The organism is Tenacibaculum sp. (genome assembly GCF_048269885.1).
GTDB lineage: Bacteria > Bacteroidota > Bacteroidia > Flavobacteriales > Flavobacteriaceae > Polaribacter.
On record NZ_JBLWTZ010000026.1, the window covers coordinates 19,297 to 35,315 of the forward strand.

At 34.5% G+C, this 16,019-nt stretch carries 15 protein-coding genes; 8 read left to right on the forward strand and 7 right to left on the reverse strand.

The annotated features are described in order from the left end of the window. Window positions 1-126: 126 nt before the first annotated feature. Genes ACN0WY_RS15395 through msrB form a run of 3 tightly spaced genes read right to left on the reverse strand, consistent with a single transcriptional unit; the run spans window position 127 to window position 2,701 of the window. The gene (locus ACN0WY_RS15395; protein ID WP_417800937.1) at window positions 127-1,689 is read right to left on the reverse strand and encodes a protein adenylyltransferase SelO; all 1,563 of its coding nucleotides are present in this window, start codon (window positions 1,687-1,689) and stop codon (window positions 127-129) included. A gap of 6 nt (window positions 1,690-1,695) precedes the next feature. Then, window positions 1,696-2,241 carry a peptide-methionine (S)-S-oxide reductase MsrA gene (gene msrA / locus ACN0WY_RS15400; RefSeq protein WP_330486521.1) on the reverse strand — a complete coding sequence of 182 codons (546 nt, stop codon included), beginning with the start codon at window positions 2,239-2,241 and terminating at the stop codon, window positions 1,696-1,698. Window positions 2,242-2,254: 13 nt separating this feature from the next. Then, window positions 2,255-2,701, reverse strand: a complete 447-nt coding sequence (gene msrB, locus ACN0WY_RS15405) for a peptide-methionine (R)-S-oxide reductase MsrB (protein WP_330486948.1) — start codon at window positions 2,699-2,701, stop codon at window positions 2,255-2,257. Window positions 2,702-2,915: 214 nt separating this feature from the next. On the opposite strand from msrB, the gene ACN0WY_RS15410 reads away from it, so the two are divergent. Both ACN0WY_RS15410 and ric read left to right on the forward strand, forming a co-directional pair. Next, window positions 2,916-4,151 (forward strand): alginate export family protein, encoded by a 1,236-nt coding sequence (locus ACN0WY_RS15410; protein ID WP_330486520.1) that lies wholly within the window; start codon window positions 2,916-2,918, stop codon window positions 4,149-4,151. 5 nt (window positions 4,152-4,156) lie between these two features. After that, a complete protein-coding gene (gene ric, locus ACN0WY_RS15415; protein WP_330486519.1) occupies window positions 4,157-4,876 on the forward strand; it encodes an iron-sulfur cluster repair di-iron protein in 720 nt (239 codons plus the stop codon). 38 nt (window positions 4,877-4,914) lie between these two features. On the opposite strand, the gene ACN0WY_RS15420 is transcribed toward ric, so the two are convergent. The 4 genes from ACN0WY_RS15420 to ACN0WY_RS15435 form a co-directional block, all read right to left on the reverse strand. Continuing rightward, entirely contained in the window at window positions 4,915-6,198 is a 1,284-nt protein-coding gene (locus ACN0WY_RS15420) for an acetyl-CoA hydrolase/transferase family protein (RefSeq protein ID WP_417800931.1), read from the reverse strand. Window positions 6,199-6,291: 93 nt separating this feature from the next. Next, a complete protein-coding gene (nadB, locus tag ACN0WY_RS15425; RefSeq protein WP_417800932.1) occupies window positions 6,292-7,848 on the reverse strand; it encodes an L-aspartate oxidase in 1,557 nt (518 codons plus the stop codon). Next, window positions 7,849-8,775, reverse strand: a complete 927-nt coding sequence (gene nadA, locus ACN0WY_RS15430) for a quinolinate synthase NadA (RefSeq protein WP_417800933.1) — start codon at window positions 8,773-8,775, stop codon at window positions 7,849-7,851. A 95-nt stretch (window positions 8,776-8,870) separates the two neighbouring features. Then, entirely contained in the window at window positions 8,871-9,209 is a 339-nt protein-coding gene (locus ACN0WY_RS15435) for a molybdenum transporter (RefSeq protein ID WP_330486515.1), read from the reverse strand. Between the two features lie 229 nt (window positions 9,210-9,438). On the opposite strand from ACN0WY_RS15435, the gene ACN0WY_RS15440 reads away from it, so the two are divergent. The 6 genes from ACN0WY_RS15440 to dsrP are packed head-to-tail and all read left to right on the forward strand — an operon-like array spanning window position 9,439 to window position 15,739. Next, a complete protein-coding gene (locus tag ACN0WY_RS15440; RefSeq protein ID WP_330486514.1) occupies window positions 9,439-9,723 on the forward strand; it encodes a hypothetical protein in 285 nt (94 codons plus the stop codon). 3 nt (window positions 9,724-9,726) lie between these two features. Continuing rightward, window positions 9,727-12,054: a molybdopterin-dependent oxidoreductase gene (locus ACN0WY_RS15445; RefSeq protein WP_417800934.1), complete on the forward strand. Its 2,328-nt coding sequence runs from the start codon at window positions 9,727-9,729 to the stop codon at window positions 12,052-12,054. A 4-nt stretch (window positions 12,055-12,058) separates the two neighbouring features. Next, entirely contained in the window at window positions 12,059-12,751 is a 693-nt protein-coding gene (locus ACN0WY_RS15450) for a nitrate reductase cytochrome c-type subunit (protein ID WP_417800935.1), read from the forward strand. Further along, complete coding sequence (locus tag ACN0WY_RS15455) at window positions 12,752-13,378, forward strand: multiheme c-type cytochrome (protein ID WP_330486511.1); 627 nt, start codon at window positions 12,752-12,754, stop codon at window positions 13,376-13,378. A gap of 8 nt (window positions 13,379-13,386) precedes the next feature. Continuing rightward, window positions 13,387-14,511 (forward strand): 4Fe-4S dicluster domain-containing protein, encoded by a 1,125-nt coding sequence (locus ACN0WY_RS15460; RefSeq protein ID WP_417800936.1) that lies wholly within the window; start codon window positions 13,387-13,389, stop codon window positions 14,509-14,511. A 10-nt stretch (window positions 14,512-14,521) separates the two neighbouring features. Beyond that, window positions 14,522-15,739 (forward strand): sulfate reduction electron transfer complex DsrMKJOP subunit DsrP, encoded by a 1,218-nt coding sequence (dsrP, locus tag ACN0WY_RS15465; RefSeq protein WP_330486509.1) that lies wholly within the window; start codon window positions 14,522-14,524, stop codon window positions 15,737-15,739. The last annotated feature ends 280 nt before the right edge of the window (window positions 15,740-16,019 follow it).

Here is a 16,019-nt window from a genome sequence, read left to right on the forward strand (position 1 = left end):
CCAAATTTATTTTGATTTTTATTTAAAAAAGAGTGTTGAATTATTTTTAAAAACTATATCTAAATAGTTAAAAATCAATAATTTAAAACACATTACTTAAACCAAAATATAATAGTTGTTTTTATCTTAAGAACTACAAGATAACATAGAGCATCCTACTTTATTTCGAGCCCATTCTGGTCGTTTTGCAAACCATTTTTCGTTTTTTGGTTGTTCATCGTAGGGATTTTTGAGCAGTAAATATAACTCATTTAACAATACAAAATCATTTTTATTGGCAGCATCAATCGCTAATTGTGCCATGTAATTTCTGAGTACATATTTCGGATTTACAACATTCATTTTTGTTTTTCTTTCTTCTTCCAAAACAGTTTCGTTTTGTAATCTTTCCAAATAATCTTGAAACCAGTTTTCCCAAGATTTTTTTATTTCATCTACAACTTCGGAAGGCGCATAAAATGCTTTTTCTATTTTTTTGATTGCCTTCTCTTTGGTATCATTTTTTGAAATACCAGACAATAATCGGAAAAAAATGGTCATATCTGTTTCTGTTTTTTGAAGTACTTCCTCAAGATCTGAAACTAAGGTTCCATCTGATTCTTTTGGCGAAAACAGCCCTAATTTTTCTCGCATCATATGCATGTACTTTTCAGGAAATTTTTCTTGATAACTTTCCAAAACTGCTTCTAAAGGTTCTGCTTCTTCAATTAAAGGATATAGCGCATTTGCCAGCTGATATAAATTCCATAAAACGACTTCTGGTTGCGCACCGTATCGGTAACGTTTATGAGTATTATCCGTTGTATTTGGCGTCCATCCATGGTCGTAACCTTCTAACCATCCATAAGGTCCATAATCAATGGTTAAACCAAGAATCGACATATTATCAGTATTCATTACTCCATGTACAAAACCTACACGTTGCCAATGAATGACCATTTCTAAACTACGCTCTGCTACTTCTTTAAAAAAAGATACATAGCTTTCTTTTGATGGTTTTCCTAGATGAGCAAAATGGTATTTAATGGTATAATCAACCAATGTTTTCAATGTTTTTACCTCTCCTCTAGCTGTGAATATTTGATAATTTCCAAAGCGTAAAAAAGACTCGGCTGTTCTACAAACGATTGCTCCTTTTTCATACGCAGCGTTTCCGTCGTATAGTACATCTCTTAATACTTCATCTCCCGATAATGCTAATGACAGAGCTCTTGTTGTAGGTACCCCTAAATGATGCATGGCTTCACTACACAAATACTCCCGAATAGAGGAACGCAACACTGCTAATCCGTCTGCAGTTCGAGAATATGGTGTTTCTCCTGCTCCTTTTAACTGCAATGCCCATTTTTTGTCATAAACTGCTTCAAACAAGTTAATCGCTCTACCATCTCCTAATTGCCCTGCCCAATGCCCAAACTGGTGCCCACCATAACACATGGCATATGGTTGTGTATTTTTATATACATCATTCCCTGTAAAAATGTTCTTAAATTCCTCTGAAGTTATTGCTGCTTCCGAAAGTCCTAATTCTTTTGCCATGTCATCTGAAACATGCAAAATTTTCGGATTAGATGTTTTTTTAGGTGTTACATACGAAAAACAAGCTTCTGTTACCTGTCTTCTAGAGTTTTCTTGGATTGGATCTGCCGGTAATTCGTTTGTAAAGGTATTTTGTATATTGAATTTCAACACGTTCTATTCTTCTTTTAGTTTGCTTGCGTACAGTTTTTTCAATTTAGCCAATTTTGGCGAAATTACAACTGAACAATACATTTGTTCTCTATTATTCTCGTAATAATTTTGATGGTATTCTTCTGCTATGTGAAAGGTTGAAGCAGCACTTATTTCTGTTACAATTTCACTTTCATAATAAGGAGCCAACTTTTTTACTACTTTTTCAGCAATTTGTTGTTGTTCTTGAGTATGATAAAAAATTACAGAACGGTATTGGGTTCCTACATCTGCTCCTTGCCTGTTTAACGTTGTTGGGTCGTGACTTGTCATAAACATTACCAACAACTCTTCATAGCTTATAATTTCAGGATTAAACATTGCTTGTACTACTTCTGCATGTCCTGTTAAACCTGAACAAATTTCTCTATAAGTTGGTGTTCCTGGTACAGTACCGCCCATGTAACCAGATACTACTTCTTCTACTCCTTTTATTTGATTTAAAACAGCTTCTACACACCAAAAGCAACCGCCACCAACGGTTATTACTTCTAATTTATTATTTGTCATTTCTCTCCTTTCTTTATTCAGTATCTAAAATCATTGAAGCCGAGTTAATGCAATAACGTAATCCGCTAGGTTCTGGTCCGTCAGGGAATACATGTCCCAAATGCGCATCACAAGTATTACACATCACTTCTACGCGAACCATACCAAAGGTAGTATCTTTTTCATATTGAATAGCATTCTCTTTGATAGGTTGTGTAAAACTGGGCCAACCTGTTCCTGAACTAAACTTTATTGTTGAATCGAACAAAGGTGTGCCACAACATACACATTTATATTTGCCAGCATCATATACACTACACAATGCTCCTGAGTTTGGTCTTTCTGTCCCTTTCTGTCTGGTTACTCTAAATTGTTCAGGTGTTAAAAGCTCTTGCCACTCTGCTGCCGTTTTTTCCACCCTTTTATCGGGTATTGGATTTCCCTTTACCGCAAAATTGATTACGTCTTTCCAAGTTAAAATTTTGTCATTCATTTCACACATTTATTTTATGTAACTTCTTAGTAGTTTCTTTTCTATTTTACTTACAAAACTACAATTCATTATCAACTATATTCATTTTAATTTTGTTATTATAAAAGATATTTTTATCCTTTTTTTTACCTGCCTGATTTTTATCATGTTTTAACCTAGCATTTATCTAGAAATTTGGGGATATTATTAATTTAAAAAAATCATGAAAACATCAAAAATTATAATAGCATTACTCTTTTTTGCTACCACTACAGCTTTTGCTCAGTTAACCATTGATGCTGAACTACGTCCGCGTGCTGAATATAGGCATGGATTTAAAACTTTATTTCCAGATCATACCAACCCTGCTCTTTTTGTTTCACAAAGAACCCGATTGAATACTACCTATAAAACTGAAAAATTAAACTTTTATGTTAGTTTTCAAGATGTAAGAGTTTGGGGAGATGTTCCGCAATTAAATACTGCTGATAACAGCGGTTTAAGTGTTCACCAAGCATGGGGAGAACTATTTTTAGATGCTAAGTTCTCTGTAAAATTGGGACGTCAAGAAGTTATATACGATGATAGCAGGATTTTTGGGAATGTAGATTGGGCGCAACAGGCTCGTAGTCATGACATGGCCATGTTGAAGTATCAAAAAGATGCTTTTAAATTTGATATTGGTTTGGCTTTTAACCAATCGAAAGAAAACCTAACAGGCACAAATTTGACTACTCCAAATACGTATAAAGCAATGCAATATGCCTGGTTACATAAAGATTGGAGTAACTTTTCTGGTAGTTTTTTGTTTTTAAACAACGGAATGCAAGCTCCTAACGGACTTACGTACAGTCAAACTATAGGAACTCATTTAACTGCCAAAAAGGATAAATTTAATATTACTGCTAATTTATATTATCAATTTGGAAACGATGCTTTAGATAGAGAGTTGAGTGCTTATTTACTTGGTTTAGAGGCTATGTTCAAAGCTTCTGAAAAAACAAAGGTTGGTTTGGGTGTTGAATTACAAAGTGGTAATGACTACAATACGCCTGCTGATAAAAACAATGCTTTTACTCCTTTCTATGGAACTAACCATAAATTTAACGGTTTTATGGATTATTTCTATGTGGGTAATCACATAAACAGTGTTGGTTTGCTAGATTTATATGCGAAAGCTAATTTTAAATTGAACTCTAAATCTGGTTTAACTGCTTTTATTCATCATTTTTCAGCTGCGGCAGATATTAATGATACTGTTTCTAATGAATTAGGAACTGAAGTGGATCTTGTATACGGATATAAGTTTACAAAAGACATCAGTTTTAAAGCTGGGTACTCTCATTTATTTCCTTCTGAAGGAATGGAAATTTTAAAAGGTAATGCAGATAACAACACAAATAATTGGGCATGGGTTATGGTAACTATAAAGCCTACTTTATTTACATCTAAAAACTAGTAATTATGGTAGTAACAAGTAACAAAACTGTAGCTGATTATGTTACAGAAAATATAAAAACAGCACATATTTTTAAGAAATATGGGATTGATTTTTGCTGTGGTGGAGGAATATCGGTTGAAAAAGCTTGTGCAAAAAATAATGTAGATCAAGCAACTCTTGAAAAAGAACTAGCTGAGGTTGATGTAATAAAAGATATTATTGAAGACTATGATAAATGGGAATTGGATTTTTTAATGATTTATATTGAAAATGTACATCATACCTATGTAAGAGAAAGCCTGCCTATCATTTCTCAATATGTTAATAAAGTAGCTAAAGTACATGGACACCATTATGCTGAAGTCGTAGAAATAAATCAGTTATTTCACGAAGTTGCTAATGAGTTACTATCACACATGCAAAAGGAAGAAAAGATATTATTTCCCTTTATAAAACAATTAATTCAAGCAGAAAAAGAAGGAATAAAAAATACAACGCCTCCTTTTGGAACAGTAAATAACCCTATTCAAATGATGGAGCACGAACATGAAAGTGCTGGAAATATTTTTAAGGAAATATCTAGGCTATCTAACCACTATACTCCTCCAGAAGGAGCCTGTAATACTTTTAGAGCGTTGTATGCTAAGCTAGAAGAGTTTGAACAAGATTTACACAAACACATCCATCTCGAAAATAATATTTTGCATCCAAAAGCAGTTCTTTTAGAAAAGAGAATATCTTAATACAAAAGGAGTCGTTAATTAACGACTCCTTTTGTATTTTATAACTTGATAAACCGATTAAAGGCTTCTCGTTCTAGTTCTGCTCTAAAATTAGGATGAGCAATAGAAATTAAGGCTTTTGCCCGTTCTTTCAAGCTTTTTCCAAACAAATTAACTACTCCATATTCTGTTGCTACGTAATGTACATGGGCTCTTGTCGTGGTAACCCCTGCTCCTTCTTTTAAAAACGGAGTAATTTTAGAAACTCCTTTAGCTGTTATCGAAGGCATTGCAATAATAGCTTTCCCTCCTTTTGATAATGAGGCACCTCTAATAAAATCCATTTGCCCTCCTACTCCTGAATATTGATATTTTCCAATCGTATCAGCACAAACCTGTCCCGTTAAGTCAATTTCAATAGCACTGTTTATAGCAGTTACTTTCGGATTGAGTTTAATGATAGATGTGTCATTCGTATACCCTGCTTCTTTAAAGTGTACTAGCGGATTATCATCAATAAAATCATACAGCTTTTGAGACCCCACAGCAAAACAAGTAACAATTTTCCCTGTTTTTATTTCTTTTTCTTCCCCAGTAATCACTCCTTTTTCTATTAGAGGTAATACTCCATCAGAAAACATTTCTGTATGTATTCCTAGCCGTTGATGGTTGGTTAAGTTGTGCAATACAGCATTAGGAATGTTTCCTATTCCCATTTGTAGTGTTGCTCCATCTTCAATCAATCCTGCTACATTTTCCCCTATTCTCCTTTCTATTTCCGAAGGGGTTCCTGTAATCGATTCATGAATTGGTGAGTTGACTTTTACCGCATAATCAATATTGTTTATGTGGATAATACCATCTCCATGAGTTCTAGGAACATTAGGGTTTACTTGCGCTATTACTATTTTAGCAGTTTGTATAGCTGGTAAGGTAATATCTATCGAAGTTCCTAAAGAACAGTATCCGTGTTTATCAGGTGGAGAAACCTGAATAAAAGCTACATCTAACGGATAAATATTACGACGGAATAACCAATGTATTTCACTTAAAAAAATAGGAATATAGTCTCCATTATTCATATTTACACCTTTTCTTACGTTATCCCCAACAAAACAGCTTATCAATTTGAACGATTTACTATAAGGTTCTTCTAAATACTTAGCTTTACCATGGGTATGAATTTGAATAATCTCCACATTGCTTACCTCTTGGTAACGTTCACACAAAGTATCTATTAATAAATTAGGAGTCATTGCAGCTCCTTGGAAAAATATTTTATGGTTTGATTTTACAATAGCTACCGCTTCTTCAGCAGTTACAATCTTTAATTTTTCTGACATCTTATTTTTTATTTTACCAACACAAAAATCGTAAGAATGGCCTGTTTAATTAATGATAAAAATCATGAGATTAAAACAATCTACCTCTGCTGACTATTTTGGATTATCAACATTAAAAAAACCTCCTCTATTTTCCTTTCTTTCTATGGATTGATGAATAATTAAATATGCTATAGTAATCATATTTCTTAACTCACAGAGGGCAGTTGTTACTTTAGATACTTTGTATAATTGCTCTACTTTAGCATAAAGTATTTCAAGTTTAGTAGCTGCTATGTTTAACCGTGAGTTACTTCTAACTATTCCCACGTAATCTCGCATTAAAGCTTGTAACTCTTTTAAGCAGTTATCAATTACTTCAGGTTCATTATGTAAAAAAACTCCCTCATCATCCCATTCAGGTATCTCAACGGCTAAGTAAGGCGGATTATTCTCGGACAAAAACTTAAAAATATTGTGTGCATACACCAAGGCTTCTAACAAGGAATTAGAGGCTAATCTGTTCGCTCCATGTAACCCTGTTCTTGAGGTTTCTCCACAACAAAATAAATTTTGAACGGTTGTTTTTCCATATGTATCAACCACAATGCCACCGCATACATAATGAGAAGCAGGTACTACTGGTATCCAATCTTTTGCGACATCAATACCGAAGTTTTTACATTTTTGATAAATGGTAGGGAAATGCTTTTGAAAAGCGATCATATCTAGATGGGTACAATCTAAAAACACACAAGAGTCTCCCAATTTCTTCAGTTCTTTGTCTATAGACTGAGAAACGATATCTCTTGATGCCAGTTCTGCCCTAGTATCATAATCAAGCATAAAGCGATGTCCTTTTTCATCCCTTAAATAAGCTCCAAAACCTCTAACTGCTTCTGATATTAAAAAAGAAGAACCTTCTTCTTTGTTATACAATACAGTTGGATGAAACTGAACAAACTCCATATCTTTTATGAGTGCTTTGGCTCTGTATGCCATGGCAATACCATCTCCAGTGGCAATTATAGGGTTTGTGGTATGTCCGTACACTTTTCCTATTCCACCAGAAGCAAGAATCGTATTGTTCGATCTTACTGTAAGAATTGTTCCTGTTTTCTCATCCAATACATAAGCACCATAACACCTTGTTTGTTTCTTTTTTATTGACCTTACTTGGTGTTCGGTAATCAAATCGATAGAAAAGTGATGCGGTAAGAGTTTTGTATTCTTTAATTGATGAATGCGTTGTAACAAAGCTCTTTCAATCTCGTATCCTGTAATATCTTTATGATGCACCACCCGATTTGCTGAATGACCTCCTTCTTTACCTAAATCAAATTTTCCTGCTGTATTTGTATCAAAATTAGCTCCCCAAGTAATCAATTCATTAAACCGTCTTGGACCTTCATTAACCACCATTTCAACAACTGCTTCATCACACAAACCATCACCAGCTATTAATGTATCTTGAATATGTTTTTGAAAAGAATCTTCTTCTTTATTTAAAACAACTGCAACACCTCCTTGTGCATACTTGGTGTTTGATTCATCTTCATCTCCCTTGGTTATAATAGTTACTGTTTTATTAGGGAACTTTTCCGCCATCTTAACCGCAAAAGTAAGTCCTGCTACACCTGACCCTATTACTAAATAATCAGTTGTTATCATTTATTTCGACAGAGCTAACATACGTTGAATTGGTACCAATGCCTTTTCTCTAATATTTTTTGGCACTTCAATTTTGGGGCTTTCATTTAACAAACAGTCGTATAACTTTTGTAGGGTGTTCACTTTCATATACGCACATTCACTACACGCACAGGTATTGTCTTCTTTAGCCGGCGCGGGAATTAATTCTGTATTTGGCGCTTCTTGTTGCATTTTATGTAAAATTCCTGCTTCTGTTGCTACGATAAACTTTTGATGAGAATGTTCTTTTACATACTTAATCATTCCAGCTGTAGAACCAATATACGTTGCTGTTTTTAAAATATGTTCTTCAGATTCAGGGTGTGCAATTATTTTATAGTCAGGATATTTTTTATGCAATTCTATCAGTTTATCTATAGAAAAAGCTTCGTGAACTACACAACTACCATCCCACAGGAGCATATCTCTTCCAGTTTGTTTTATAATATATTTTCCTAAATTTCTATCAGGAGCAAAAATAATTGGAGTTTCTTTGGGGATAGAAGCTACTATTTTTAATGCATTTGAAGAAGTACACACAATATCTGTCAATGCTTTAACTTCTGCGCTACAATTCACATAAGTTACTACTGTATGATTAGGGTACTCTTTTATAAATTTTTCAAACTCTTTGGGCGGACATGAGGCTGCCAAAGAACAACCGGCATTTATATCAGGTAGCACAACAGTTTTTGTAGGGTTTAAAATCTTTGCTGTTTCTGCCATAAAGTGCACTCCTGCAAACACAATTAAATCCGCATCTGTCTCCGCTGCTTTTTGCGACAATCCTAAACTATCCCCTACGTAATCTGCTACATCTTGTATTGCCGTATCTTGATAATAATGAGCGAGTATAATCGCATTTTTTTCTGACTTTAAACGCGTAATCTTATCTTTTAATGTCATATCTATACTAATTCTTAGTGCGAAAATACTTGGGTGGTAAAACTTAAAATATGATATTCATCATGCTTTCTACTTCCTCTTTTCACTATTTGCAGTTAGTCTAATAAATATTTTTTAAGTTGTTTGTCTAAATACACCCAACAATTAGTGTTTACAGTCTCATATATTTTAATAAGTTCTAAGCCATATTCTGTTAATGTTGTTCCACCTCCTCCTAAACCTCCGGCTGTTTTTACCACAACTGGTTTATCAGCCTTTGTATTTACCGAATCTATTAAATTCCATGCCTTTTTATAAGACATTCCCAAATCTCTTGCCGACTTTGATAATGATTTCGTCTCTTTGATCGATTTTAACAACCGAACTCTTCCTTCTCCTAAAAAAGTAGTGTTATCTACTTCTATCCATATCCTACTTTTAATTTTATATGACATAAATTGTAAATTAAACTAGAACTCAAAATTAATGCCCAATCTTTTCTTTAATTATGAGGCTAATCATAAAAGAAAACATTATTTAAAATAATTATAAATTACCTTTTCTTTTCTTTTTTAAAAAAGATAAAAAACTCTTTATTTACTTCACTTTCAAAGCTTTTCGTTATTTCTACAAAACATAACACCTTGAAAAACTATAAGTTATGATAAATATCATGTTTATTATATGGAAATATTTATTAATTTGTTAAAGACAATTAACAATGATTCTATGCCTATAAAAAGTTATTTAGCCCATCCACACGATGGTAAAAAAGAAGAACTTATCAACGCCTTATCATCCTTAAATGAATGTGAAGTAATACCTGCTGAAAATAAAGATGTCTTAGTTGTAGTTACTGAAACAGCAACCAAAGCAGCAGAAGAAATTTTAAAACAAAAGCTAGAAATGATTAGCAGTTTAAAATTATTAGCAATGGTATCAGGATTTAATACACCCCTAAAGAATTAGCCCATGTACACTTCAACAACAAACAGACGAAGTTTTATAAAAAAGATGGCGGTGTTATCTGCCATGACAGCAGCAGCTACGATGTTTCCAGGAATTATGTTTGCTGGCGAACAAGAAGAACAATTACCCAAAGGAGGAAATTTAGATTGGAAAAAAGCACCTTGCCGGTTTTGTGGTGTAGGGTGTGGAGTAATGATTGGTGTTGAAAATGGTAAAGCCGTCGCTGTAAAGGGTGATCCTAAATCTCCCGTTAATAAAGGCCTATGCTGTGTAAAGGGATACCATTCCGTAATGGCAATGTACGGTAAAGACCGTTTGACAAAACCGCTCGTTAAAAAGAAGGGTAAATATGTAGAAACCTCCATGAAAGAAGCGTTAGATTTAATTGCTTCTAAAATGAAAGAAACCATTAAAGAGTATGGTAAAGATGCTGTATCTATTTATGGTTCAGGTCAGTGGACTATTCCTGACGGATATGTCGCTTCAAAACTTTTCAAAGGATGTATCGGAACGAATAATGTGGAGGCCAATGCACGTTTATGTATGGCGAGTGCTGTTACTGGTTTTTTAACTTCTTTCGGAATTGATGAACCAATGGGGTGCTATGAAGATATTGATCATGCTGATGTTTTTGTTTTATGGGGAAATAATATGGCAGAAATGCATCCTGTTTTATTTTCAAGATTACTAGATCAACGTTTAAAAAGAGGGGTGAAAATTATCGACTTTGCTACGCGTACAACTCGTACCAGTATGGCGGCAGATAAATCTATTCTGTTTTTACCTCAAACCGATTTAGCAGTTGCCAACGCTATTTGTTATGAAATTATAAACAATGGTTGGGTAAATACCTCTTTTGTTGAAAAGCACTGTAATTTTAATAAGGGCTTAACTAATATGGGCTATGGTTTAGAGGATAACTATAAGTTCAAAGACAAGCCCGAAAAAATTAGCTTTAAAGAATACAAAAAGTTTTTAGAAGACTATACTCCCGAAAAAGTAGAGAAAATATCAGGTGTATCTGCTAAAGATATTAAATATATGGCTGCCTATTACGGTGATCCTAACAAAAAAGTAATGTCGCTTTGGTGTATGGGACCTAACCAACACAGTAGAGGTACTTGGATGAATAACTTAATTTATAATATTCATTTACTCACAGGAAAAATTTCTACTCCAGGCAATAGTCCTTTTTCATTAACAGGACAACCATCGGCTTGTGGTACCGTTAGAGAAGTTGGAACCTTAACCCATAAACTGCCTCATGGCGTGGTAATGAACAAAAAACACCGTGAATTTGCCGCTAAAATTTGGGAGGTACCAGTTGAAAATATTGATCCAAAACCAACCTATCATACTGTAGAAATGTTTAGAGCCTTAGACAGAGGTGATATTCGTTTTATGTGGATTCAGGTAACCAACCCAATGGTTACCATGCCTAAGTTAAAACGTTACAGAGATGCTGCTCAAAAAGAAGGTCGCTTTATTGTGGTATCAGACATTTACCCTACTCCAACTACTGATATTGCCGATGTTATTTTACCTTCTGCTATGTGGGTAGAACGTGAAGGTATGTATGGTAATTCTGAACGTAGAACACAATACTTTGAGCAAATGGTACAGCCACCAGGAGAAGCCATGAGTGATACCTGGCAATTAGTGGAGGTTGCAAAAAGGTTAGGATACGAAAAACAATTCTATTATAAAGAAGATTCTCATATCGAAGAAATTTATGCTGAATATCGTAAACACCACGATAATAAAAAGCATAACATGGCTCCGTTAGAAGTTTTAAAAGAAAACCCAGGAATGCAATGGCCTTATGTTGAAGGAAAGCCTACTCAATGGCGTTTTAATTCAAAATATGACCCTGCTTGTAGCAACGGAGAAGATTTTCATTTCTACGGAAAACCAGATGGTAAAGCGGTTATTTGGCAACGTCCTTACGAACCCGCTGCTGAAGAACCAGATGCTGAATATCCATACTGGTTAAACACAGGTCGTGTTGTTGAACATTGGCATACGGGTTCTATGACAAGACGTATTCCTGTATTGCATAGAGCCATGCCACATTCATATGTCGAACTCAATCCAGACGATGCGAAACGCATGCAAATTAAAACAGGAGACATGGTAAAGCTAACCACGCGTCGTGGACACATAACCTTACCAGCTTCTGTGAATGAGCGCGGTGTACCTGCTCCTATGCAAGTCTTTGTTCCTTTCTTTGATGAAAACATGTTAATTAACGAAATAACACTAGATTCTTTTTGTCCAATATCAAAAGAACCAGACTATAAAAAATGTGCCGTTAACGTAGAAAAAGCTTAGTATTATGAAAAAACGTTTAGGTATCATATCGCTTTTTATCATTCTATTTATCGCCTTTATTACGGTGTGGAATTATAGTTATTATCAAGGTCAAGAAGAGGCATACATACCCATTGAAAATAACCAACCCACACCTATCATTCCTTCTGAAGCTGGGGTTTTTGAACGATCAAAATATGCTTTAGATTATACGAAAATGCCAGTTGACGAAATACATCAACGAACGATGAAGAACTATTATGATAATAGAGCTTTTCATGGAGCACCTCCAAGCATTCCTCATGAAGTAAGTAGTGGTGAACGTAGTATGGGTGAAAATAATTGTTTAAAATGTCATGAAAATGGTGGGTATGTAGAAAAGTTCAAAGCATATACGCCTGTTACTCCTCATCCAGAAAAAATTAACTGTCGTCAGTGTCATGTTCCTCAAAAAACACAAGCACTGTTTAAGGAAACTAACTTTACAAGAGGAACTATTCCTGTAGTGGGTACAAATAATGCTTTAGCAGGAAGTCCTCCTGTAATTCCGCATCAATTACAACTAAGAGAAAATTGTTTGGCTTGTCATGCAGGACCAAGCGCTCCTAAAGAGATTAGAGTTACACACCCTGAAAGAGTAAATTGTAGACAATGCCATGTTCCTAATCATAAAGTAACTGAAGACATTGGTAATTTTATTAGAAAAATTGAAAACTAAATGAGAATTCATACGTATATAAAATTCGTTTGTTATGCTGTTTTGTTCGTGATTATAACTGTTTCCTGTAAGCATAAAGAACATGAATACCATAGCATTACCGATAAAATAGAAGCTGAAAGTAACAATTATAAAGGTATTTCTATCTCTTCTAAAAAGTATTTAGAAGGAATGAAAATGATGGAAATTACAGAAAATGAAATCACATTTTTAATTCCTACTAGAAAAGATAAAATCAAATCGTACAAATGTACGGAGTGCCACACGCAACCTTTAGCTAAAATGCAAACCAAAGATATTAAAAAGGCGCATTGGAATGTTAAATTAGAACATGCTTCATTAAATACCATGAACTGTATTACCTGCCATGATGGTAATAACATGGATAATTTAAAAAGTATAACAGGGCATGCTATCGATTTAAATACGAGTTACAAACTATGCAGCCAATGTCATCAAAAACAATACAAAGATTGGACAGGAGGTGCGCATGGGAAACGGATTGAAAGCTGGGCTTCACCTAGAGCTTCTATGACCTGTGTTAACTGTCATAATCCACATGCTCCAAGTTTTGATACCAAATGGCCCGCACGATTTAATACTCAAAAAATAAAAGAACGTAAATAAATTTAGGCATGAGCAACAATAACAAAAAATGGTTTACGCTAAACCTAAATAGGCATCAACAGCAGCATAGTTCTTGTGGTTGTGGAAAAACACCCGAAGGATGCAATTCACATGCTACAAACGATGAGTTAAGTGAAAAAGCTTTTTTTGAAAAAGCAGTAAGTGCTTCCATAGGCGAAGAAAGACACAAAGACGGTTTCGATCAAGTCTTTGATGTAAAAATGGATCGTAGATCTGCCTTTAAAAAACTAACCGCTAGTTTATTAATTGGAGCTGGAGCTATGTCTTCTTGTACCAGTATTACTTCTAGTGACGAATCTAAAGAAAAAGCGCAGATAGACTGGGAAGAACAATTTAAAGGAAACTACAAATTAATGACGGAGGAGGAAAAAGAAGCTACTGTAAATAGATTGGTTCGTTCCTATCAGTTACGTACAGGAAAAACAATTAATATGTCTTCGAAAAATGCTGAAGAAGATGTATTGTTTGGTTATGCTTTTAATATCTCTAAGTGTCAAGGGTATATGGATTGCGTAAGTGCCTGTGTTGAAGAAAACAACCAAGACAGAAATTCACAAATGCAGTACATTCGAATTCACGAGATGAAAGATGGTAAAGGGTTTAATTTTAATGAGGCTGATGATAATTATTACCACGAAGTGCCTGCGGAAGGGCATTTTTATATGGGAACACAATGCTTTCATTGCGATAACCCACCCTGCGTAGAAGTGTGCCCCGTACAAGCTACTTGGCGAGAAAAAGACGGATTGGTAGTAGTTGATTACGATTGGTGTGTGGGTTGTCGTTATTGTATGGCAGCCTGCCCTTACGATGGTCGTCGATTCAACTGGAGTAAACCAGAAGTTCCAGAAGAAGAAATGAACCACAATCAACATTATTTAGGAAACCGAATGCGAAAAAAAGGCGTCATGGAAAAGTGTACTTTTTGTGTGCAGCGCTCAAGAGCAGGAAAAAATCCAGCATGTGTGGAAGCTTGCCCTACCGGAGCTCGTATTTTCGGAAACTTGCTCGACCCTAGTAGTACTATTCGATGGGTATTAGAAAACAAAAAAGTATTCAGATTAAAAGAAGATTTAGGCACCGAACCAAAGTTTTGGTACTTCATGGATTAAAAAATATACAATGAGAAGACTTAAAGTTTTGACAAGTTTAGTTAAAGACAGTTTAGATATTATTACTAAAGGTTCCAAAAAATATCACCTCTGGATGGCTTTTTTAACGCTAGTCATCCTCGTAGGCATGTATTGCTATTCAATTCAGTTAGAACACGGATTAAGCGTTACAGGAATGACGGATAGAGTGAGTTGGGGATTATATATCTCTAACTTTACGTTTTTAGTAGGAGTTGCAGCTGCTGCCGTTATGTTAGTAATGCCTACCTATGTATTAAAAGATATTGACTTTAAACAAGCCGTTTTAATTGGGGAAGGTTTAGCTGTTGCTGCACTAATTATGTGTTTAGCCTTTGTTGTTGCCGATATGGGAGGCCCTTCTGTTTTATGGCACATGATTCCCGGTTTTGGTGTTTTTAACTTCCCAAACTCTATGCTTACCTGGGATGTAATTGTATTAAATGGATATTTGTTTCTAAACATCACCATTCCGTTTTATATCTTATTCAGACATTATCAAGGAAAAGAAGCAAAAGCAAGTGTGTATGTACCAGGAGCTATATTATCTGTTTTTTGGGCGGTAGGTATTCACTTAGTAACCGCCTTTCTGTATCAAGGTTTACAAGCACGTCCTTTTTGGAATAATGCGCTATTAGGACCTCGATTTTTAGCCTCTGCATTCGCAGCTGGTCCAGCTTTAATTATTTTAGTTTTAGCAATCATCAGAACCTTTACAGCATTTAAAATTGAAGATAAGACTATCAAAAAAATAGCAATGGTGGTTACTGTCGCTGCTCAAATAAATATTATCATGCTAGTCTCTGAATTGTTTAAGGAATTTTACGCTCCAACACACCATAGTGAAAGTGCTTATTATTTATTCTTCGGTTTAGACGGAAAAACAGCTTTATTACCTTGGATATGGACTGCTATCTCTCTAAATGTTTTAGCCACAGTTATTTTAACATTCCATAAGCTTCGTAACAACTTAAAAGTATTGTACTTTGCTTGTTTCATATTATTTATAGCCATATGGATTGAAAAAGGCTTCGGATTAATAGTTCCTGGTTTTATCCCTGGCCCTTATGGAAAAATTGCTGAATATACCCCCACGGGCATAGAAATAGGTGTTACTTTAGGTATTTGGGCTTTAGGAGCGCTTATTTTCACTATCCTAGCTAAAACAGCTATTGGTATTGAAACAGGTAAATTGAGCTATAAAAAATAAAATCATTTCAGATATAATAGAAAAAGACTAGCATACTTTATGCTAGTCTTTTTTTTACAGTTATATATGCTATCAATAAATCTACCTTTAAATAAGATTACTTGGTCTTTAAAAGTTTTAAAACAAAAATAAGGTCTCATCCCTATGTAAGGGACCTATAACAACGATTAAAAAAAGTATAAATAATATTAGTTGATTCCTCTTTTATTTGCCTTCTAAGGCTTTACAATAAGAAAAACTGTTGCACTATAACTTTTCCTTAAAAAAAGGCATAAAAAAA